Raw genomic sequence first — 21236 nt, 5'->3', positions numbered from 1 at the left:
TGGTTAGTACTCGCGGCTCGCCGTTGTTTCCGTCATCCAACTGAAACGACGGGCGAATTTTCTTAGCCAAGCGATAGGCTGGGCGAAATAGGACTTAAGGATCAAGCAGCTCGGATGCTCAAGGCGCCCGTGCTTCTTGCTTTCTCTTAGCAGTGTTCTGGCCTGCTGACCCTTGCCCATGTATAGGCATTTGTCGATCCAGCGCCCGTACACCGAAAGGCGCTGCCTGGTGAACTCTTCGGCATGGCTGTGCGCGAACAAAGGATGATTGTGTTCCAGTCGGTCGATCACCTCAAGATTGTAGCGGTACCCCGGCAGTGTCCTCGTGAGACTTCCACTGCGTTGGTGAATAATGGCCAGAGGCTGCCTTATTTTGGCGTAGCAGCGGCCTTTGCAGACTCGAAAAAAAAAGTCTACGTCCTCGCCAATGGGCAGGGTAGTGTCGAAGCCACCGACCTCTCTAGCGCGGTGGGTTCTTACCATCACGCTAGGTGTGCCGAGGTAAGGATTGCGGAACAGCGGCAAAAAATCCGAGTGGATTTCAAATATGTCAGGGCCATATGGCTGCGTGACTGATGCCAGCGAGCCACTGCCCAGGCGTTCAGGCGAATATGTTATCAGGTCGGTACTGACGAGTACGACATCCTGGTGCTCCTGAAGCAGCTGAACCTGTTTCTCCAGCTTGGAGGGGTGCCAGCAGTCATCTGCATCAAGAAAGGCGATAAGTTCGCCGCTGGCGTGCTCGATGCCAGTATTTCTGGCAGAAGATACCCCGCTATTCTCCTGCCGGACCAGTTTGACGTTACCGCCATAGGACGCGGCGACAGCGGCGGTGTCATCGGTTGATCCATCATCCACGACGATGCATTGAAAATGGGTATAGGTCTGCTCCAGTACACTCTTGATTGCTCGCGACAGGCAGCCGTCACAGTTAAAAGCAGGTATCACCACGCTCACCAGTGGCTCGGAGGCATTTTTGCAGTTGTTTGCATCTCGATTTGATGGTGTTCTGGTGGTGGCGCGGCTAACGGTCATTGAGCTCACTTGAATTCTCGACTATCAATCTATTGGTGAAGTTCTTGCCCCAAGCCTCCATACTGAAATGGCATGCTAACCGTTGCATTCGGAAAGGTAAATGTGTTGGTGCTCGCGAGGCTTGGGAGTTGTGACGGGATCGCCAGTAATACATCGTTTTCAAGTTATTACAGCCAAATATTGTAGACTGTGGCATAAAGGATAATGGAGGCAAGATATATGAGGTACCTTCGCGGTATTGTGGCGCTGGCAGTGTTGCTCGGTGTCCCATTGGTCCACGCTCAGACACAGCCAGGAGCCCCGTTTGTCGGTATGGACTTTCTGGGACTTCAATGCTCGGGTTCTGGGGGGACGTATGGACCGTTTGATTACACGCAGCGGGCCAGTTTAGGGAAGCAGCTTCATACAGTGGAGAGCTACCACTTCACCTCCGATGTGGAATCACTGAAGCGAGGAAGCACTACGATGCTTCCTTATGGCGATCTTGCGTATACGCTGGGAGCATGGCCAAATCATCATCGTGCCCTGAACGCGATTTCTCGTTACCAGATGGTGTCCAGCCGCAAAGGCGAGCAGCTGCGCATCCCCGCAGAGTGCTGGTTTCAGCGGGCGATCCAGTTCAGCCCCCGTGACGCGACAACCCGGATGCTTTACGCCATGCATCTTCAAAAGGTCGGCAAGCTGGAAGCGGCGCGGGCAATCTATGTGGAAGCGCTGGAACTCGATTCCCGCAACATACAATTGCATTACAATTATGGCCTGTTGCTGGCCGCCATGAAAAACTATCCGGAAGCCAGGCGCCACGCGAAGATAGCCTATGACGCGGAATTCCCGTTGCCGGGGCTTAGAAACCAGCTCAGCAGAGCGGGTCATTGGCCGTGAGGTGCAAGTCAGATCTTTAGTTGCAAGCCAATCCTGGCCCGCCGGCCTGGCGCGTAAAAGCCGATCGAGGATTCGAGCCGCCTGTTGCCCAAATTGTCCACGTTGGCCGAGATTCTCAGGCGCTCACTGACCTGCCACAGCAGCGTGGCATTGATATCCGTATATCCCCCCAACTTAACCGGTCCCGTAGCGACGGATGCGTCGTGGAATGAACCTCTGGAATCTGCCGCCAGCATCAGCTCCACCGGCCCCAGTTCAGCTTGCAACTGCAGTCCGCCAGACCACTGCGGCCGGCGTCTCAGGCGACTGTCCGAGTCCGTAATGGCAGTGTCCAGGTAGGTGATGTCGAGGTTTACCCACAGCCAGCTGGCTAGCGGCAGGGTGCCCTGCAACTCCGCCCCCTTGGCGGTCACTTCGCTGCGATTGACCGAGAGGAACAGGTCGGCGTCGAAGTCCACCAGATCCTGGTAGCGGTTATGGAATAGGCTGACTTGTAGGCGGGTACCTGTTGTGGTTTCTGTGGCCAGGCCGATTTCACTGTTGCGGCTCAGCTCCGGTTTTAGCGCGGGGTTGCCGACCAGGGGGTGGGCCAATGCAAAAAAACTGGGGAGCTTGTAGCCCTCGCTGTAGGCTGCGAACAGGCGGGTACCGGGACCGAGGTCCCGGCTCAGGCTAATCCGTGCTGAAGATTCACTGTCGAAGCCGGAGGGGGCGTCATAGCGCGCGCCCAGGTCAAGGGAAGTGGCCCCCAGGCGTAGCGAGCCCTCTGCGAATGCACCGACGGTTTCTCGCGTCAGGCTGTAGTCCACCGGTACCGGGAAGCCAAAGTCGAGGGTGCCGCGGTTGTAGCCATCGGCCCGTTGGCCACTGACCCCGGCGATGAAAGACAGATCCGGGGTGCGCTTCCAGCGCACAAAGAATTCGCCGTCCAGCTTGCGGTAGTCGGACTGGACGACACTGGGCGGAATGCCACTGAGAACACCCTGCCGGATTCCTGGGTTGTCGATCTCCTCCTGGTGTCGACTCCATGACAGGCGGGTGGTCCACGTGCGGTTGCCATCCGCCTGGTGTTCGCTGTGCCAGCTGGCGAGCCACTGTTGACTGTCCCTGATTTCGGATTCAAGCGGGTCTGCAAAGCGAATGCCGCCGCTGTCCTCGGCCAGGCTTTCCCGGTTGGTCCGGCTGCCGCTGAACAGCAGTTGGTGGCGCTGGTCCTCGCCCTTTGCCTGTAGCTGTAGCAGGGCCTGCTGGTTGTCGTAGTTGGCGTATACGCTGCTGTCCTCCCGGGCCGCGGCCAGGCTGAGCAGGGCCGACCAAGGGCCTTCACGGGTGCCTGCAAGGGTCACGTTGGCACGGCGCTGACCGTCACCGCCCGCTTCCACCGCCACGCTTGAGGTACCTCGCTCGCGGGTAATAAAGTGAATCACCCCGCTGATGGCTTCGCCACCATGTACGGCACTGATACCGCCGCGATACACCTCCACCCGTTCGATAATCGACGGGTCCAGTTGGTTGAAATCAAAGCCACCGCCACTGCTATTGGTCGGGTCGTTTACGGCTACCCCGTTAATCATGACGAGAATGAAGTTGGGCTCGCCGCCGCGAATAGAGGCGAACGCATGGCCACCCGGGCCGCCATTGCGGGATATCAGCAGGTTGGGGACTTGCTTCAGCAGGGTCACGGTGTCGGGTGCGTTGATGCGCTCGATCTCAGTCCGCGAGAGGCTGCTGTGTGCGCCCAATGTGGCCTGCGGCAGCCGGCTGCCGGTGACGGTTACCGTGTCCATGTTTGCGGTTTGGCCCGGAGGGGCCAACAATAGAGCTGCGGCGGCAATGGCCAGTGTGGTGTGCTTCACGCTTTCTCCCTGTGTGCGCTTGTCATCATGGTGGCAATGTGGGCACTATACCGTAATCATCATTCTGAAGGGGCATACCGTGAAGCAATCCGGGTATCGAATGCAGTTGGCGGTAGCTCTGCTGCAACTGCTGTTCATTGTAGTGGCCTGTATCTTGGGGTATGTCCTGTCCCGGGAGGTGGCGATCATACCCGGGGCGGTGCTGCGCCTGCCGGATGTCTACGTCAGCCAGAGCGATTTGTGGAGTCTGGCGGGGATATTTGTCACGGTGTACCTTGGGCAAATCATACTGAGTAACGTGATCCTAAGGAGTCACGGCTTCAGCTCTCTGCGTCGGTTTGGCACGGAGTACCTCTTTTACCTGTTTGCCTACACAACGGCATCGCTTTACAGCTTTCTGGCCACCACTATCAACTATGACCCTCAGCTGATAGCCGCCATCGGGCTGATATCCACGGTTTTCTACCTGTTGGCCATGATGATGGTTTGCCTGGTGCGAGACCGCCAGGGCGTGCTGGCCTCAATCTGGCAGCCTGTCTGGAGTCTGGTGCGACGCCTGCTCAGCATACCTGGCGTACTCGCGATAGGATATTTCCTGGTGCCGCTGGCATTGGGTATGGCCTTCACGGTCGACCGGGACATCGCGAATCGCATTACCCAGGTCCGCATCTGGTTCAATCCCGTGCCCGCGTCGGAATGGGGCCTGAAGAACCTCTACCCCGAGCTGGTTTTCGAGCAGCCGGTGCTGGTACGGCAGGCGCCCGGCGATACCGCTGGTCTCTACGTGCTGGAGCGGGTGGGCAGGGTGTACCGCGTACCGTTCCCGGTTGCCACGGAAAAGGAACTGGTGCTGGATATCAGTGACCAGCTCGGCGAGGTGGAAATGGAAAACGGGGCCCTGGGTCTGGCATTTCACCCCCGGTTCGCGGACGATGCAGGTTCACGGTTTGCCTACCTCTACTACACGGATACCCGCCCCGCCGAGGATCAGGTAAACCGGCTATCGCGCTTTGATTTCGCCGCCCCGGACCCGGCTGCGCGCCGTGCCACGGAAACCCCGCTCATGGTGCTGCAGCGTGAGGGCAGCGGCTTCCACAACGGTGGCTCGCTGGGATTCGGCCCGGATGGCTACCTGTATGTCGGCGTTGGGGAGGGAGTGCACCCCCGGGACCAGGAGGCTCGCAGCTCCGCTACCGTACTGCGTTCGGCCGTCCTGCGGCTGGACGTGGATGAGCAGCCCGACAACTTGTCGCCCGAGCCCTTCTACTGGGGCTCTCTGCAGAATTACCGGGTGCCGGCGGACAACCCTTTTGTCGATCATCCGGATATCCGCGGCGAGTACTGGGCACTGGGGCTGCGCAATCCGTTCCGTTTCAGCTTCGATCCCGCCAATGGCGATCTCTGGCTGGGCGATGTCGGGTCCACGATTTGGGAGGAGGTCAATCTTATAGAGCCTGGCAAGCACTACCAGTACCCAATGGCGGAGGGGCATCACCCCACCGGCCGGGCTGGCCCGGAAACGCTGGATGTCCCCGAGCAGGGTCCTGTTTATGCCTACGAGCACAGTGCCTATGATCGCGCGGTGATTGGCGGTGTGGTCTATCGTGGTGATCGCTATCCCTCGCTGCAGGGCAAGTACGTGTTTGCCGACAATTATTCCGCGAAGATCTTTGTCATGCCCGCGGATCAGTCTCGGGTAGATGACGTTGATTTGATCGCAAGAGCTAGCCAGTACGCCCAGCGGGGCGTGAGCTCAGTCGCACAGTTGGAATCCGGGGAGATTCTGGTGACTACACTGGGCGCGGCATCAGAGCCCAGTGGCGAGGTGCTGGTGCTGGTGCGCGCGGAGGAGGCCGATGTGGTACAGCGCGAGGACACGCCCACTGCTGCACCCGCAGACTACGATGAGCAGGCCAGTGCCGCGTCCTTCGCCGTCAATTGCGCACGCTGCCACGGTGTTACCGGTGACGGCCAGGGGCCGGATGCGCCCTTGCTGGGAGTGCCCATGCCAGACCTGACATCCCCTTTATACCATTTTCAGCGTTCCGCAGAGGATATCCACGCGGTCATTGAAAAGGGCGGTGCCGCGCTGGGTATGAGCCCGCTGATGCCGCCCTGGGGAGAGTTTCTGCAACCGTCAGAAATCGATCATCTCGTGATCTACATCCAGTCCCTGCCGGACAAGCACCACCGCCACTGAGGTCAGTGGCCGGGGGGGCCCATCTTTCCGGCCACGAATTCCGCCAGTGAACCCACGGTTTCGAAAGTCTCGCCGCTGATCTCGTCGTCGTCGATCTCGCAGCCCAGGGCTTCCTCAATATGCTCAATCAATGCCATGATCGTCATCGAATCAAACTCGGGGAACCCGCCCATCAGGAACGTGTCTGCTGTCAGTGGTTCGCTGGCATCGAGGTTGAGGCAGGTGCGAACCAGGTCGTGAGTGAGGTCGATTGATGTCATTTTGCGTGCTTACTCCAGCGGTAAAAAAGTGATGGTCGAAAATTACTGACGCTATTTGTGAGTTCTGAGTCAATCACTGTGGCGGGATAATCTTTATATGGGGAGCCAGATAATCACGCCGCAGTTCAGCTGCGTTCACGAAAAAACGCAATTATACAAAAAAAAGGCCTCAGAGAGGCCTTTTTTGGCGGTGCCTGTGTTGGAGGATAGGCTGTCTATTCAAACAGGCTGCCTCTTGCTCGAGATTAGCTCTGCTTGTGCTTGCGGCGTCTTGCCGCAGTCAAACCCAAGCCAAGCATGCCGATACCAAACAAACCTAAAATGGAAGGTTCTGGTATTTTCTGCACATTCCAACTCGCTGCCACATAGAGCTTGCTGAACCCCGGTGCTATTTCGGGAGTGTATACATCGATAAACTCTCCGGTTCCAGTTGGATCTACATCGACGATTGTGCTTATTGGATTTCCGCTCCCGTCGGTTATTACGTTACCAGCCGAGTCCTCTACCGCGCCCGGGAAAAGCGTGAAGCTAATAGTATAGAGATAGCCGTCCAGCGCTTCGCTGATGGCAGCGAATTCACCCAAACCAACCCGGTAACGGTCTGCGCAGGGCCCCCAAGGCTCATCATCAATCGTAGCATAGGGGTCTGTAGGGGTGCAGTCGTCAAATCCTTCTGTATTGACTGTCTCCCAGAACTCTATCCGTGTTGTACTGGGGAAATCTCTAAGCAGTTGGGTGGTGCGCCCTGCATTCGTGAAAATGCGCAAGTCTGCCAAGGTATCAGCTCTCCAGAGTGGGTTGGGAAACTGGCTTGCAGGGCCGAAAAGTACATTATTTTCCTGGATCAGTTCATCAATGACCCAAAACTCCCCTGCGTTCCATTGTCCGGTATTGGCAAACTCCTGATTCAGGTCACTCACTGACGTACCACTCGCGCCATAAAGCGAGTTACTTTCGGTATCGTTGTAAGACTCAATGCTAATCTGGCTGAATGGATTGGGATCACTAGTAGTACCTGGAGCCCCTCTCCATTGCATGCCTGTATAAGTGCCGTCGGGGCCAGGGCCGGCGCCGCCACTGGCCTCGGTTCCAGTCATGCTGAATTCTGTATTGGTGCCACCGAAGAAGCCGGTGTTGGTGTCACCATCAGCTCTCGGGTCAACCCAACCTGCTGACTGAGAGAAGTAAAGTTGGGACAGCGGGACGGCAGCAGCGTTGCCCGCGAAGACCGTCACCGCGAGTGCGGTCGCTGCAACAGCTGGTTTCAGTAAGTATTTCATGTTGTGTCTCCTGGGTAATGAAAGCAGGTGCCTACTCGTGGCGCTTTGGTCACGAGGGGATTTGCATTATCGGTAAAGCACATACTGTGCCATGTGGTAAAAGTGTCGTAAAAACAGATAGATATGATTTACAGGGATAAGCGAATCTTGTCGGATGTAAAAAAACCTGACAGTTGCTGGCGAACTCTCCCGCCTGGCGCTCAACTAGGGCTTCCCTAGGATCGTGCTTTAATTGGGGTTGTTTATTGAGGCGCTTTTAAGAATCCCTGAACTATCAATATTGGTTTGTCGATTAAACCTGAAGCTTTTATGGGTGTTATACTACCGCGGGTGAGTCCTCGGGGCGGCTGACACGGCGCAGAAACGTGTTATGCTCGCGGCAGATATAATGAACGGGGTGGGGAGGGCTATGAAATCTGCAGCAGCGCCGCTGGATGCCCTGGAAAAGTACTTTTCGCTTAAAGCCTTTGAAATTGGCAGCAGTGAAGGCACATTGCATGACCTGTATGCCCTGCGCTACCAGGTGTATTGCCTTGAGTGCGAGTTCCTCAGTGCGGCGGACTATCCCAGTGGGCTGGAGTGCGACGAGGTTGACCACCGTTCGGCACACTTTGCCGCCCTGAATGCTGATAACGTGGTAATAGGCACGGCAAGGCTGGTGTTCCCTGAACCTGGTGAGCCGTTTCCCTATGAAGCCCATTGCCCACCACACAGTGATTTTGAGCGCCCGCCGGTGATGGAGGCAGTTGAGGTGTCGCGGCTGGCCGTTAGCCGGCAGTATCGCCGCCGTGCGGGGGATACCCGTGATGGCGTTAACGCGGAAGCACTCGAGAACGGTAACGACGACACCCGGTTCAGGAACCAGCGTGTTAATGGGCCCCTGCTGGTGCTCGGTTTGTACCGGGAGATGTACCGCTTCAGCCGCAAGAACAATATCCGTTACTGGTATGCGGCCATGGAGAGGTCCCTGGCTCGGGTGCTGGCCATGTACGGGTTTGTGTTCACCGCGATTGGTGACGAACACGACTATTACGGCCCGGTAACCCCCTATATCGGTGATTTAAGGAAGCTGGAAGACCAGCTGCGCGCTACCAGCCCGGAGCTGCTGGAGTGGTTTATCAATGGCTAACACCGCACTGCGGCCCTACTGACCAGGCCCGCTTATGGCCTTCTCCCTCACAAAATTCAAACGCACCCTGGTGCTGGCACTGCTCGCCCGGCAAACCCCGGCGAAGCTTGCGGCGGTGTCCAGGAAGCGCCTGCAAAAGGCCTTTGCCCGGGCGGCCAGGATATCCCCCGCCTACCGGGCCCTGCTGGCGGAAGCCGGAGTGGCGCCGGGCACCAAACTGGCCGCCGATGAGATTCTGCAGCGCGCCCCGGTGCTGGAAAAAGCGGACCTGTTTGAGCGTTTTCCCATCCACGAGCTGGTGGCGTCCACGGTGGCACCGGCGTCGCTGGCGGGGGTGCTGACCAGTTCCGGCCACGGCGGCAGCAATTTTGCCTTTGGCCTGAGTACCCGCGCCCAGCTGGCGTTTACGCCGGCGGACATCGACATGGGCCTGCAGGGCGCCTTTGATATCGACGGCCGCAGCACGCTGCTGGTGAACTGCCTGCCCATGGGGGTGGTGTTTACCTCCAATACCGTGTGTGTGGCCAATGTGAGCGTGCGCGAGGATATGGCGCTGGCGATCCTGCGCCAGGCGGGGCCCCTGTTCGAGCAGGTGATCCTGTGTGTCGACCCCCTGTTTTGTAAGCGCCTGCTGGACTACGCCGCCGAGCAGGCCTTCGACTGGTCTGCCCTGCGTACCCATGTGATCCTGGGCGAGGAGATGTTTTCCGAGGAATTTCGCAGCTATCTGGCAAGGCGCCTGGGCGCGGATATCGACACCCCGGGTGGCGTACTCATAGGCAGTTCCATGGGGGTGGGGGAACTGGGTCTGAACCTGTTTTTCGAAACCGCTGAAACCATTGCCCTGCGCCGGGAGCGGCACTGGCAGCAGCCCGATGCGCTGTTGCCGGCGTTTTTCTGCTACAACCCCCTGCGCACCTTTGTGGAGGTGCTGGAGCCGGATGACGACGGTGTAGGTGATCTGGTGGTCACCATGCTGGATAACCTGGCGCCGGTGCCGATGATTCGCTACAAGACCGGTGACCGGGCCCGCTGGGTGCCGGACGCCGAGCTGCGCAGCCTGCCGTCGGAGCTGTATCTGGCGCTGTACCGCCAGCCGTTGCCGATGGTCGCCATTGTTGGCCGCGACCGCGATCGCATTGGCGAGCACTGGCACGTGGACCATTTCAAGGCGCTGTTGTATCGGGATGCTGCCCTGGCAGATCATCTGTCCGGCGCGTTCCGGGTGTTGCCTGGCGCCGATGGCCCCGCGCTGCATATACAGCTGGGCCGCAATTGTGTGCAGGCGCCGGCCGAAATGGCGGTTGAGCTGTCTGCATTAATGGCGGCTTCTGCCAGGGAACGTGGTGCGCCCGCACCGGCCCTGCGCTGCTTCGCCTATGCGGATTTTCCCCACGGCATGAGCCTGGATTACGAGCGCAAGTTTCGTTATCTACCGGCCGCGGATGAGGTGAGCGCCCATGTTTAAGGCCCTGCTGAAAGCCCATGCCAATAGCTCATGTTAATAGCCCTGCGTAACCTGCGTCGGCACTTCCGGCGCAGCCTCACCTCGCTGTTGGCCATCGCCTTCGGGGTAGCCGCCATGCTCACCGCCAGTGGCTTTAATGAGGCCATGTTCGACGAGTTCCGCGAGGCCACCATCCGCTCCCAGTTCGGCCATATCCAGATCACCCGGCCCGGCTTTCACGACAAGGGCCGCAGTGATCCCTATGCCTATCTGCTGCCCCGGGAGGTCGCATTGGATGAAGCACTGCTGCCCGGGGGTGCTGCCCTGGCGCCGCGCCTGCTGGTGAACGGCCTGGCGAGTTTTGGCGAGGTGACCCTGCCGTTCATGGCCGAGGGTATTGACCCGGCGGTGGACATGGTGGATGACCGCTCCCTGCGGATGGTCGAGGGTCGGCGGCTGGCCGCGGGGGATGAGCGCCAGCTGGTGTTGGGCAGGGGCCTGGCATCGCAGCTGGAGGTGGCGGTGGGTGATGCCATCGTTCTGCTCGCCAATACGCCAGAGGGCCACCTGGGCGCCGCGGAGGCCGAGGTAGTGGGTATCTTCAGCTCCTTCAGCAAGGAGTTTGACGATGCCGCGCTGCTCATGCCCATCGGCCTGGCGCGCAGCCTGGTGCAGGTGGAGGGGGCCCACGCCTGGCTGGTATTCCTGGAAACCACCGGGGCCACCAATGCCCTGCTGCCCAGCGTGCGCGATGCGCTGCCGGCCGCTGAGTTTGAGGTGCAGCCCTGGCACGCGCTGGCGGAATTCTACGCCCGCGCCTCGGAGCTGTTCGCCCAGCAGCTGCAACTGGTCAAGGGCATTGTGGTCGCCATTATCCTGCTGGGCATTGGCAATACCATGATGATGAGCGTGCTGGAGCGCACCGGTGAAATAGGCACGGTGATGGCGCTGGGCACCCGCCGCGCCCAGGTGCTGCGCGGGTTTCTGCTGGAGGGCGCGCTGCTGGGTTTGCTGGGCGCGCTGATCGGCGTGGTGGTGGCGTTCGGCCTGGGTGGGCTGCTGGCCCTGGCGCAGGTTGAAATGCCGCCGCCGCCGAGTTTCGCCCGCAGTTACGATGCGGCCCTGTTGCTCACCCCGTCCATGGTGCTGGAGACGGTGGTTATCGCCGCGGTGGCCACCACCCTGGCTTCCCTGTACCCGGCGCTGCGCGCCTCGCGGATGGTGATTGTGGATGCCATTCGCAATGGGCGCTGAGGTGTTGCATGTTCGAGGTGTGTAATGTCTGAGCTGTGGCGCCTGGCCGCGCGCAATGTGTTCCGCCATCGCGGTCGCTCGTCGATGACGCTGTTCGCCATTGCCTTCGGGGTGGTGGCGCTGATCCTCGCCGGCGGCTTTATCAAGGACACGGTGGATGAGCTGGGCGAGTCCATGATCCACTCCCAGTCCGGGCATATCCAGGTGAGCCGCAGTGGCTACCGTGAACACGGCACCCGCGACGCCGGGGCCTATCTTATCGATACGCCAGAGGCCCTGCGCAGCGAGTTGGCCGCGGTGCCCGGGGTGGATGAGGTACTGCTGCGCATGGTGTTCACCGGGCTGCTCAACAATGGCCGTACTGACTGGGCCATTATGGGGGAGGGCGTGGAGCCGGCAGCGGAGGCCAGGCTGGGCACCTATATCAATGTGTCCGAGGGCCGCCAGCTGGAAGCGGCAGACAGCTACGGCATGATGCTGGGCGCCGGTGTGGCCCAGGCCCTGGACCTGGCACCCGGTGATTGGGCCAACCTGCTTACCAATACCCCGGACGGCGCGGTGAATGTGCTGGAGTTTGAAGTGGTGGGCATCTTCCAGACCTTCTCCAAGGACTACGATGCCCGCGCCGTGCGTATTCCCCTGGCCGCTGCCCAGGAACTGATGGGCGACGATGGTGTGCACCTGGCGGTGCTGACCCTGCAGCGCACCGGGGACACCGATGCTGTTGCTGCCCGGGTGGCGGCCACCATGGTGCCCCAGGGCTATGAAGTGCTGGACTGGACCGAGCTCAACCCCTTCTACGAGCAGACCGTGGAACTGTACCAGCAGCAGTTCGGCTTCCTGGTGGCGGTGATCCTGCTGATGGTCACCCTGAGCGTGAGCAACGCCATCAACATGAACGTACACGAGCGCGCCGCGGAATTTGGCACCATGAAGGCCTGCGGCGGCCGCCAGAACGAGATCCTGCGCCTGATCATCGCCGAAAGCGCGATACTGGGCCTGCTCGGCGCCGGTTTCGGCATTGCCGCCGGCAACCTGCTGGCCCTGGGTATCTCCGCCATCGGCATCCCCATGCCGCCACCTCCCAACTCGGACCTGGGCTACATTTCCCTGATCCGCCTGGGCTGGGAGATCACCCTGTTGTCTGGTCTGATCGGGCTGCTGGCGCCCATCGTGGCCGCGGTGCGCCCGGCACTGAGGGCGTCCCGGGCGGATATTGCGGAGTCGCTGCGGGAGGGGGTTTAGTTTTTCACTGGCGATTTTCGGCTTCTTTGACTAGTATTGTGATCTTTAGGGTATCTAATGATCATTAAAGTGGTCTTAATGCTGCCGGGAGACCTGCAATGACAATGCCGCGAACCTACACCCGATACGCCCGGGAAGCCGTCACCTTGCTGGGCGAGCAGATCCGCCTTGGCCGCAAGCAGCGCCGCTGGACCGAGAAAAACCTGGCGGAACGCGCCGGTATATCCAGGGCAACCCTGCAAAAAATCGAGAACGGGGATATGGGCTGCGCAGTCGGGTTGGTTTTCGAGGTGGCCGCGCTGGTGGGAGTGACCCTGTTTGATCACGATACCCCCGCCCTGGCCCGGCATACCGATCACACCCGCGACAAGATCGCCCTGCTGCCGCAAAGGATAAAAACCGGCGGAGAGGCAGTTTTTGATGATTTTTAAGGCTGGCAGGGAGGCGTTTGTGTGGATATGGTTACCGGGTGAGATAGAACCGGTGGTCGCCGGGCGGGTGATATCAGGCGATGGCAAAATGCTGTTCAATTATGGCCAGAGTTATCTTGAACGCACGCGCAGTGGTGCGCCCGCGATTGCGATTTATGAGCCTGAGTTGCCGTTGCGGCCCGGTGCCTTGGCACCGCTTGAAGGTCTCAATATGGCGGGGTGTATCAGGGATGCCGCACCGGATGCCTGGGGACGGCGCGTTATCATCAATAAAACACTGGGTCGCAAGGGCGCGGGGATCGATACCGCTGAGCTTGATGAGTTCACCTATTTGCTGGAGTCCGGTTCTGACCGTATCGGCGGCCTCGATTTTCAGGCCTCACCCACGGAGTATGTGCCGCGCGCCGTCAGTAACGTGACCATGCTGGAATTGCTGGAATCGGCTGAGCGGGTAGAGCAGGGCATCCCCCTTTCCCCCGAGCTTGACCAGGCCCTGTTTCGTGGTAGCTCTATTGGCGGTGCCAGGCCCAAAGCGCTGATTGAGGAGCATGGTAAAAAGTATATCGCCAAGTTTTCTTCCAGCTCAGATGTATACAGTGTGGTGAAAGCGGAATTTGTGGCGATGCGCCTCGCTGCATTGTTGGGGCTTGATGTTGCGCCGGTGCGGCTCGCTCGCGCCGCTAACAAGGACGTGCTGTTGATTGAACGTTTTGACCGCATGCCAGGTGCCCAGGGCTGGTCGCGTAAGCTGATGGTATCCGCACTGACGCTGTTCGGCCTGGATGAAATGATGGCGCGCTATGCCAGCTATGAAACCCTGGCCGAGATTATTCGCCGTCGCTTTACCCAGCCAAAAGAAACGCTGGAGGAATTATTTTCACGGCTGGTATTCAACATTCTGTGCGGTAATACGGATGATCATGCGCGTAACCATGCGGCATTCTGGGATGGCCGGTCCCTCACCCTCACGCCTGCCTATGACATCTGTCCCCAGGGGCGTACCGGTAATGAGGCGTCCCAGGCGATGCTGATATCCGGCAATAATAACCTGAGCCAGCTGGCTTCATGCCTTGATGCCGCGGCGGGCTTCATGCTGTCTGAAACCAGGGCCAGGGCGATTTTTGCACAACAGATGGCGGCGATAGAGCAGCATTGGAGTGACGTGTGTGATACCGCTGAACTCAGCGAAGTTGACAGGAATCTGCTGTGGGGCCGGCAGTTCCTGAACCCGTATTCACTGCGTATGGAGCGCTAGCAGGCTGTTACAGACGCTTCAAATACTGCCGCGTGAACATCCGCTCCGGCAGGTCTTTCAGCTCCATGGTGGCATATTCCAGCACTGAGTAATCGCCCGCGTTCAGCGCATCCTCAATCACCAGCCGGGTGGGGCGCATCTGGCCGGCGAGTTCCGCGAAGTTTTCGTAGCGGCTGGTTTTTAGCAGGCGCCCGGACACCGCATAAAACTCCGCCTTGATCGGCCTGTCATCCGCTACCGACACCCAGTAGCGCACTTTGGCGTAGGTCACCCCGCGGCCCACTGCGGTAAGGTCCAGCACGTGGGCCTGCACGCCATCCACCTCTTCGGTGGCGGCCAGGGTGGCGTCGTAGTCACCGGCAAAGTTGGCCCGGGCCAGGTCACCGTTGGCTACCTGCCCGGTAAGGCGCTGCGCCAGGGACAGGCGCACCGGCTGTGACACCGTGGGCATGAAAATCCACAAATCCCGGCCGCGCATCAGCAGGGCCTGGCCGCGCTCGGACGCCGGTGCCGTGGTGAGGACGATGGTGTTCTCGTTGCCCCGGGACAGCACCTCGTACTGGCGCACGTCGCCGGCCTCGCCAGCGCTGTAGTTGGTCACGGTAATGTCGGTCTGGAAGCTTTCCCGGGGGAAGCGGAGGGTGTCGGCCCTTTGTACCAGGGCGTTGGCGTCAATTGCGGGTGCGACTGTTGATGTTTCAGCGGCAGTTTCCGCCAGGGTGCTCGAAATTGTACCCAGACTGAGAACCAGCGCACTAACCAGAATGGGTAAAAGCCGGGTTTTTGCTGCAAAAGTGACGAACATGGGTGATATCCTGTGGCGGTCTTCAAAAAACATTCTGGCTCTACAGCATGGCTATTGTAAAGGTTGAAAACGTGAGTAAGCGCTACCTCCTGGGTGAACAGGTGGTAGAGGCCCTGCGTGATGTGACCCTGGAAGTGGAGCCGGGTTCCTTCCTCGCCATCGCCGGGCCCTCCGGGAGCGGCAAATCCACCCTGCTCAATATTTTTGGCTGCATCGATAATCCCAGCGAGGGCAAGGTATTTGTGGACGGCCAGGATGTGTCTGGCAAGACTCCGGATGAGCTGGCCGAGGTGCGCGCGCGAACCATTGGTTTTATCTTCCAGAACTTTAACCTGCTGCCGGTGCTGTCCGCCCAGGAGAATGTGGACTACCCGCTGCTGCAGTTGCGGGAGCTGTCCAAAGCCCAGCGCCGCGAGCGGGTGGCCTATTACCTGGATATGGTGGGGCTCACCCGTTATGCCGGGCACCGCCCCAACCAACTATCTGGAGGCCAGCGCCAGCGTGTTGCCATCGCCCGCGCTCTGGCGACTCATTCCAAAGTGGTACTGGCCGACGAGCCCACCGCCAATCTTGACCGGGAGACCGGGCGCGGCATTCTGGAATTGATGCAGGGCATTAATCGCGACGCCGGCACCACGTTCATTTTTTCCACTCATGACGCGCATGTGATGGACATGGCGGACCGCCTGGTACACATGGAAGATGGCCGTATCATTACGCTGGAGACCAAGCTTGCCGGTGTTGAATCGGTGAGGCATAGCGAAGCTGCACACCCGCAGGGGCCCGGCGTGTGACATTGCCGCGAGCCCTCACGGTGGGGCATGTTCTTCGCTCCGCGAGTGCAGCGCTGGTTGTGGTTCTCGCCGGGGCGGTGGGGGTGTTTCCTGCGAGCGGGGCGGATGGGGATGCCACCCAGGGCGCTAACGGCGTGGCTGTTGGCGCTGTATCGCCGGTGCCGGCATCCGCTACCATCCGGGTGGGCCGGGACCCCGGCCGTACGCGGATGGTGCTGGACCTCAGCGCCGTGCCCGAATACCGCATCTTCAGCCTCACCAACCCTGATCGTATCGTAATTGACCTGGCGAATACCCGCCTGAGCGGTGGTGTGCCTGCCGGGTTGTTCGCCGCAACCCCGGTGGCCGGCCTGCGCAGTGCTGCGCGCGATGGCAATAACCTGCGCCTGGTGCTGGACCTGGAAAACCCGGATCTGCGCCGCGAGGATTTTGTGCTGCGACCGGACGCTAACGGTGGGCATCGGTTGGTGGTGGATTTGTATGAGGGTGTAGAGGTTGTTGTTGAGGAGAGTGCTGTTGAGGAGAGCCTTGTTGAGGAGAATGCTGTTGAGGGGAGTGTTGTTGAGAAGGGTGCTGTTGAGGATAGTGTTGTTGAGGACAGTGTAGAGCCCGGTGATGGCAGGGTGGCGGCGGTTCAGTCTGACGCGGTGATGGTGGAAGCCGGGGAAGCGGATACTAAACCCGATGACGCTGCCGCTACCGGGCCCGGCTTGTCCGCTCCAGTGTCACCCGCGCGCCCGGCGCCCAGGGTGACTGACCTTCGGGTGAGCGGCTATGGCGAGTTGGCCGGTGCCTATACGGTGGCGGACCCCAGCCACTGGTCGAAATTGCGTGCGCGACTTGAATTGGGCGTGACCGGCGAGCTGGACTGGGGCGGGCGCTTCAAGCTCATGACGCGCTCCGAGGGAGACGCCGCCTACAGTGTGGAGGATGATTTCTACCCCAGCGCGGTGCGCAATGACCAGCGCAGTGACTTCTCCATCCGCGAGGCCTATCTGGATTTCAGTGCCGCCGACTGGGAATACCGCCTGGGCCGCCAGCACGTGGTGTGGGGTGAAATGGTGGGCCTGTTCCTCGCCGATGTGGTGTCCGCCCAGGATACCCGCGAATTCTTCCTGCCCGAGTTTGAGACCATGCGCATTCCCCAGTGGGCGGTGCGCGCAGAGCGCTTTATCGGCGATTCCCACATTGACCTGCTGTGGGTGGCGTACCCCAGCTACAACGAGATTGGCGAGCCCGGGAGTGACTTCTACCCGTTCCCGATTCCCGCCGATGCAACAATGCGAGACCTGACCCCCGATCTGGTTCCCGACCATATAACGCCAAGCCGGGGCAAGTTGTCGAATCATGGCTTTGGGGCGCGGTATTCGCGGCTGGTGGGGGGTTGGGACCTGACGGGTTTCTATTACCAGAGCACGGATGTGGCTCCGACGCTGTATCGCACGGCAACCGGGCTGGAGCTGCGCCACGATCGCATCCGCCAGCTGGGTACCACGTTCTCCAAAGGCTACCTGGATTTTGTGCTCAAGGGGGAGGCGGTGCATACCTTCGGGCGCAAATTCCTGTCCGCGGACCCCGCGGCGCGCTTCGGCCTGGAGGAGAGCGACGCCCTGGATTATGTGCTGGGAGTGATGATCCCCCGGGGTGACTGGCGCCTGGACCTGCAGTTCTACGGTCGCCATGTATTCGACCACAGCCCGGCGCTGGGTTTTGATGCCGATGAAGTGGGGATTACCGTGCTCCTCAACCGCCGTTTCACGGACCGCCTGGAGGCCGAGCTGTTGTATCTCAGTGGTCTCAATCGCAGCGACTGGTCGTTCCAGCCCAGCCTTACCTGGAATGTCACCCAAAGCTGGCGCCTGCAGGTGGGCGCGGACTGGTTCGGCGGTAGCGAAATCGGCCTGTTTGGCCAGTATGACGACAGCGACCGCGTGTACCTGGAACTCAGAAGGTGGTTTTGACGGCTTTTCTCACCGTTTTGTGAGCGGCTGCCCGTTTCTTGCCTTGGCCGTGGAGTGATCTTGGCCTACAGTGAGTCCTTTAAACTCGTTGAAGAGAGTCGTCGTTATGCTCGCACCGTTTCCGCGCAAGTTATTGCTCACAGGCCTCTGTGCCCTGGCCCTTTCCGCCTGCTCCGAGCAACTGTCGCACGATGAACTGCTGCTGCGGGCGCAACAGGCCTTTGATGAGGGCAAGGTAAACGCCGCTATCATTGATGCCAAAACGGCACTGCAGCAGCAGGCGGACAGCGCGGCGGGCAGGCGCCTGCTGGGTGAGTCCTACCTGCGCCAGCGCAATCTTGCCGACGCCGCCTATGAGTTCGAGCGCTCCCTGGCAACGGCGGATGACCCTGAGGTGGCGGCGCTGTATGCCGAGGCGCTGGTCTCCTCCGGCCGCAACCAGGACCTGGTCGACCAGTACCGCGAGGGTGACTTTGATTTTGCTGCGGATAATGCCGATTTTCTGGCCTTTCTCGCCAGGGCGCAGGCGATGTCCGGCGACACCTTCACCGCTGAAACAACACTGAATTCGGCACTTGAGCTGGCGCCGGAGAGCGACCAGGTGCGGCTCGCCCAGGCCGTTGTGCTGGCGCGTCACACCGGCGCGATTGCTGAAGCCGGCGACATGCTGCAGCAACTGACTGAGAGCAGCCCGGATTTCGAAGATGCCTGGAGCCTGTATGGCAGTTTCACCCAGGCCCAGGGCAAGCTGGACGAGGCGGCCGAGGCATTCCGTCGCGTGGCGGACCTCAATGCCTCGCGGCTGAGTGAGCGCCTTAGCCTGGTAAACGTGCTGGCAGCGCAAGGCAATACAACCGACGCTGATACCGAGTTGCAGAAGCTGGAAAAACTTATTCCCCAGCACCCCGGCGTGAATTATGCGCGAGCCAGCCTGGCGATGGAGGCGGGTGATACCGAGTTGGCGCTGGAGCGCCTGGACAGCGTGCTGGGTATGATGCCGGACCATATGCCGAGCCTGTATCTTGCGGCCCAGGGCAATTTTCGCGCGGGTAACCTCGCGACCGCCGAGGGGCAGTTGCGTACCTTCCTGGCGGCAAACCCGACTAACAACAATGCCCGGCAGTTAATGGGCGGCCTGTACCTGCAGCAGGGTGACCCTGCGCGGACAGAAACCATAGCGCGCAAACTGCTGGAAGAAAATCCCATGAATAGTGCAGCAATGAACCTGCTTGCCATTGCCCTGACCGCCCAGGGCATGCATTCCGCGAGTGCGGAAGTGTACGACGATATGGCCGGTGCCGACGCGGGGTCTGCCGATGTGCGCATGGAGCTGGGAACCCAGCTGGTACGCGCGGGAGACATTGAGCGCGGCATCGAAGAGCTGGAGCGTGCCAGGAGCATGAATCCCGCTAATGAGAATGTCAGGGCCAGGCTGGTGCGCGCCCACGTGGCTCACGGCGACAAGGCCGCCGCGCTGGCCGAGGTGGAGCAGTTTCGCAAGGATGCGCCGGACAGCGTTCTGCCCGCTTTGCTGGCGGCGCAGCTGGCAATCGAAGATGGCAACCTCGAGCTGGCCGAGCAGGAGTTCAACACGGTGTTGGCGCTTGACCCGACAAACGCCGGGGCGCGCCAGGGACTGGCCGCTTTGGCCATGCAGGATGGCGATTCCGACGCCGCGCTGAAAATCCTCGAAGAGGGATTGGCAGCCGCCCCTGGCGACCTGGCGATGCTGCTGAATATCGCCGCAGTGCACGAGGAGCGCGGCGAGACAGACGACATGGTAGAGAGCCTGAAGCTTGCGGTCTCTGCCAACCCCGATGCGGTGCGACCCCGGCTGATGCTGGCGCGGCACTATTTCCGCAAGGGTGAGACCCGTGAAACCATCTCGCTGCTGACCGAGGTTCGGGATGGCAACGCCACCGAGCCGCAATTGCACCAGTTGCTGGTGGGTGCTTACCTGGCTGAAAATGAGCCGGCATCCGCCGTCACCGCCGGACGCAAGTTGCTGGAGTTGCTGCCCGAGAATCCCCGGGCGTTGAGGCTGGTTGCCCAGGCGGAGCGTGCCAGCGGCAACTTGCCGGCGGCAGAGGAATTGCTGGTCAAGGCGGTAGCGGTACAACCGGCGGACCACAATTCCCGCAAGCTACTGGTGGAGATTCTGTTACAGCAGAACAAGCTCACCGAGGCGAGTGATCAATTGGCCCTGCTGCCCCCTGAGGTAGTGCCGGCCAACCAGCTGAACCTTGCCCGGGGGCGTATTGCACTCACTGTGGGTGAATTCAAGGAGGCAGAGAACCTGCTGCGCCAGGCGCACAGCAATCAGCCCGATACCAATTCACTGGTGTTCTTGACTACCGCCCTGCTGCAGCAGAACAAGGAAGCCGAAGCGGGCGCAATGCTTGAGGACTGGGTGAGCAAGAATCCTGAAGACACCGTGGTACTGAACCAGTTGGGGTCTTTTTATCTGGGCAAAGGCCGCGATGCCGACGCAGTGAAAGTGTACGAAAGCCTGAACAGTCTGAATCCTGGCGACGTTGTCGCCCTGAACAATCTGGCCTGGGTATATCGCGCTACCAATTCCGATCTCGCACTGGACTACGTTGGGCAGGCACTGGACATTGCGCCTGAAAACCCCGCCGTCCTCGACACCCACGCGATGATCCTGCTGGAGCGCGGCGACTATACCCAGGCTCTTGAAGCCAACCGCAAGGCCATGGATGCTTCGCCCGACTCACGCCAGTTCCGCTACCACCGCGCCCGGATCCTTGCCGCCTCCGGCGACAATATCCGCGCCGCCGAAATCCTCCAAAGCCTCGTCAACGGCCCCGACTTCGCCGAAAAACCCGCCGCCCAGGCCCTCCTGGAACGGCTGGGGTCAGGTCTCGCATTGTAGCATCGGTGGCTTGGTGTATAGGCTGGGGTCAGGTCTCGCATGGTAGCATTTAGCTGATTTTTGAGACGGCGCTTGTTCCGGTAGACTCGAGCTGCGCTTTCGTGAGGAGAGGCTTTTGCCATGTATTAAAGCTTTCGCACTGGTCCTAAAGCGGCAAAGAATAACTTTGCATAGCTAGTAAAGTTATTTGGCGGATTCTGCCGTAAGCACCTGAAGCTTGGCAAAACAGCCCATAACGATTAAGGCAATCCCACCGAGCAGCCACATCCGTAGTTCTGTACCAAATAAATAATACTGGCCCATGAGACGAGTTGCGACGGCCAGAATGCAGAAGCCTACCCCGATTACGCCAGCCAATAGCCCTAACTGATCAAAGAATTTATTCATATCGTGCATCGCTCCCCGCGGTGGATGGGAAAAGTATCCGCCTGCGGGAAATGGAAAGCAAGGGCCGGGGTCAGGTCTCGCATTGTAGCATCGGCTTTGCTAAGCAAATGCTACAATGCGAG

17 protein-coding genes are annotated in these 21236 nt (G+C 60.1%); 11 read left to right on the top strand and 6 right to left on the bottom strand.

Annotation, left to right across the window (positions count from 1 at the left end; genetic code table 11):
* Window positions 1-3: 3 nt before the first annotated feature.
* Window positions 4-1035: a glycosyltransferase family 2 protein gene (locus CWI75_RS14835; protein ID WP_101522310.1), complete on the bottom strand. Its 1032-nt coding sequence runs from the start codon at window positions 1033-1035 to the stop codon at window positions 4-6.
* 465 nt (window positions 1036-1500) lie between these two features.
* Between CWI75_RS14835 and CWI75_RS18280 the strand changes: the two genes are divergently transcribed.
* Entirely contained in the window at window positions 1501-1917 is a 417-nt protein-coding gene (locus CWI75_RS18280) for a hypothetical protein (RefSeq protein WP_146003606.1), read from the top strand.
* 8 nt (window positions 1918-1925) lie between these two features.
* Here CWI75_RS18280 and CWI75_RS14825 read toward each other — a convergent pair whose 3' ends face one another.
* The gene (locus CWI75_RS14825) at window positions 1926-3773 is read right to left on the bottom strand and encodes a TonB-dependent receptor plug domain-containing protein (protein WP_101522308.1); all 1848 of its coding nucleotides are present in this window, start codon (window positions 3771-3773) and stop codon (window positions 1926-1928) included.
* Window positions 3774-3852: 79 nt separating this feature from the next.
* Between CWI75_RS14825 and CWI75_RS14820 the strand changes: the two genes are divergently transcribed.
* Window positions 3853-5973: a PQQ-dependent sugar dehydrogenase gene (locus tag CWI75_RS14820; protein WP_206604745.1), complete on the top strand. Its 2121-nt coding sequence runs from the start codon at window positions 3853-3855 to the stop codon at window positions 5971-5973.
* A 2-nt stretch (window positions 5974-5975) separates the two neighbouring features.
* Here the strand turns inward: CWI75_RS14820 and CWI75_RS14815 are convergent, their stop codons facing one another.
* Together CWI75_RS14815 and CWI75_RS14810 are read right to left on the bottom strand one after the other, a co-directional pair.
* Window positions 5976-6233: an acyl carrier protein gene (locus CWI75_RS14815; protein WP_101522306.1), complete on the bottom strand. Its 258-nt coding sequence runs from the start codon at window positions 6231-6233 to the stop codon at window positions 5976-5978.
* A gap of 245 nt (window positions 6234-6478) precedes the next feature.
* Window positions 6479-7513: a PEP-CTERM sorting domain-containing protein gene (locus tag CWI75_RS14810; protein WP_101522305.1), complete on the bottom strand. Its 1035-nt coding sequence runs from the start codon at window positions 7511-7513 to the stop codon at window positions 6479-6481.
* A gap of 409 nt (window positions 7514-7922) precedes the next feature.
* Here CWI75_RS14810 and CWI75_RS14805 point away from each other — a divergent pair, with 409 nt between their 5' ends.
* The 6 genes from CWI75_RS14805 (at window position 7923) to CWI75_RS14780 (ending at window position 14274) form a co-directional block, all read left to right on the top strand.
* Window positions 7923-8642, top strand: a complete 720-nt coding sequence (locus tag CWI75_RS14805) for a PEP-CTERM/exosortase system-associated acyltransferase (protein ID WP_162300100.1) — start codon at window positions 7923-7925, stop codon at window positions 8640-8642.
* A 34-nt stretch (window positions 8643-8676) separates the two neighbouring features.
* Window positions 8677-10110 carry a phenylacetate--CoA ligase family protein gene (locus CWI75_RS14800; RefSeq protein WP_101522303.1) on the top strand — a complete coding sequence of 478 codons (1434 nt, stop codon included), beginning with the start codon at window positions 8677-8679 and terminating at the stop codon, window positions 10108-10110.
* Between the two features lie 30 nt (window positions 10111-10140).
* A complete protein-coding gene (locus CWI75_RS14795) occupies window positions 10141-11343 on the top strand; it encodes an ABC transporter permease (RefSeq protein ID WP_101522302.1) in 1203 nt (400 codons plus the stop codon).
* A gap of 24 nt (window positions 11344-11367) precedes the next feature.
* Complete coding sequence (locus CWI75_RS14790; protein WP_206604744.1) at window positions 11368-12588, top strand: ABC transporter permease; 1221 nt, start codon at window positions 11368-11370, stop codon at window positions 12586-12588.
* Window positions 12589-12686: 98 nt separating this feature from the next.
* Window positions 12687-13019, top strand: a complete 333-nt coding sequence (locus CWI75_RS14785; protein ID WP_101522301.1) for a helix-turn-helix transcriptional regulator — start codon at window positions 12687-12689, stop codon at window positions 13017-13019.
* A complete protein-coding gene (locus CWI75_RS14780) occupies window positions 13009-14274 on the top strand; it encodes a type II toxin-antitoxin system HipA family toxin (RefSeq protein WP_101522300.1) in 1266 nt (421 codons plus the stop codon). Before CWI75_RS14785 ends, CWI75_RS14780 begins: the two co-directional genes overlap by 11 nt.
* 7 nt (window positions 14275-14281) lie before the next feature.
* On the opposite strand, the gene CWI75_RS14775 is transcribed toward CWI75_RS14780, so the two are convergent.
* The gene (locus CWI75_RS14775) at window positions 14282-15079 is read right to left on the bottom strand and encodes an outer membrane lipoprotein-sorting protein (RefSeq protein ID WP_101522299.1); all 798 of its coding nucleotides are present in this window, start codon (window positions 15077-15079) and stop codon (window positions 14282-14284) included.
* Window positions 15080-15126: 47 nt separating this feature from the next.
* Between CWI75_RS14775 and CWI75_RS14770 the strand changes: the two genes are divergently transcribed.
* The 3 genes from CWI75_RS14770 to prsT all read left to right on the top strand — a co-directional run bounded on the left by CWI75_RS14770 (window position 15127) and on the right by prsT (window position 20727).
* Window positions 15127-15873: an ABC transporter ATP-binding protein gene (locus CWI75_RS14770; protein ID WP_101522298.1), complete on the top strand. Its 747-nt coding sequence runs from the start codon at window positions 15127-15129 to the stop codon at window positions 15871-15873.
* Window positions 15870-17834, top strand: a complete 1965-nt coding sequence (locus CWI75_RS14765; protein WP_101522297.1) for an AMIN domain-containing protein — start codon at window positions 15870-15872, stop codon at window positions 17832-17834. Before CWI75_RS14770 ends, CWI75_RS14765 begins: the two co-directional genes overlap by 4 nt.
* Window positions 17835-17940: 106 nt before the next feature.
* Window positions 17941-20727, top strand: coding sequence for an XrtA/PEP-CTERM system TPR-repeat protein PrsT (gene prsT, locus CWI75_RS14760; RefSeq protein WP_101522296.1), 2787 nt, complete (start codon window positions 17941-17943; stop codon window positions 20725-20727).
* A gap of 183 nt (window positions 20728-20910) precedes the next feature.
* Here prsT and CWI75_RS14755 read toward each other — a convergent pair whose 3' ends face one another.
* On the bottom strand, window positions 20911-21114 hold the full coding sequence (locus CWI75_RS14755) for a hypothetical protein (protein WP_146003605.1): 204 nt from the start codon (window positions 21112-21114) through the stop codon (window positions 20911-20913).
* Window positions 21115-21236 lie beyond the last annotated feature (122 nt).

Origin of the sequence: Kineobactrum sediminis (assembly GCF_002868715.1) — a bacterium.
Classification (GTDB): Bacteria; Pseudomonadota; Gammaproteobacteria; order Pseudomonadales; family Halieaceae; genus Kineobactrum; species Kineobactrum sediminis.
The sequence above is the reverse complement of the archived record's forward strand: the minus strand, read 5'-3'. Positions and strand labels throughout refer to the sequence as shown.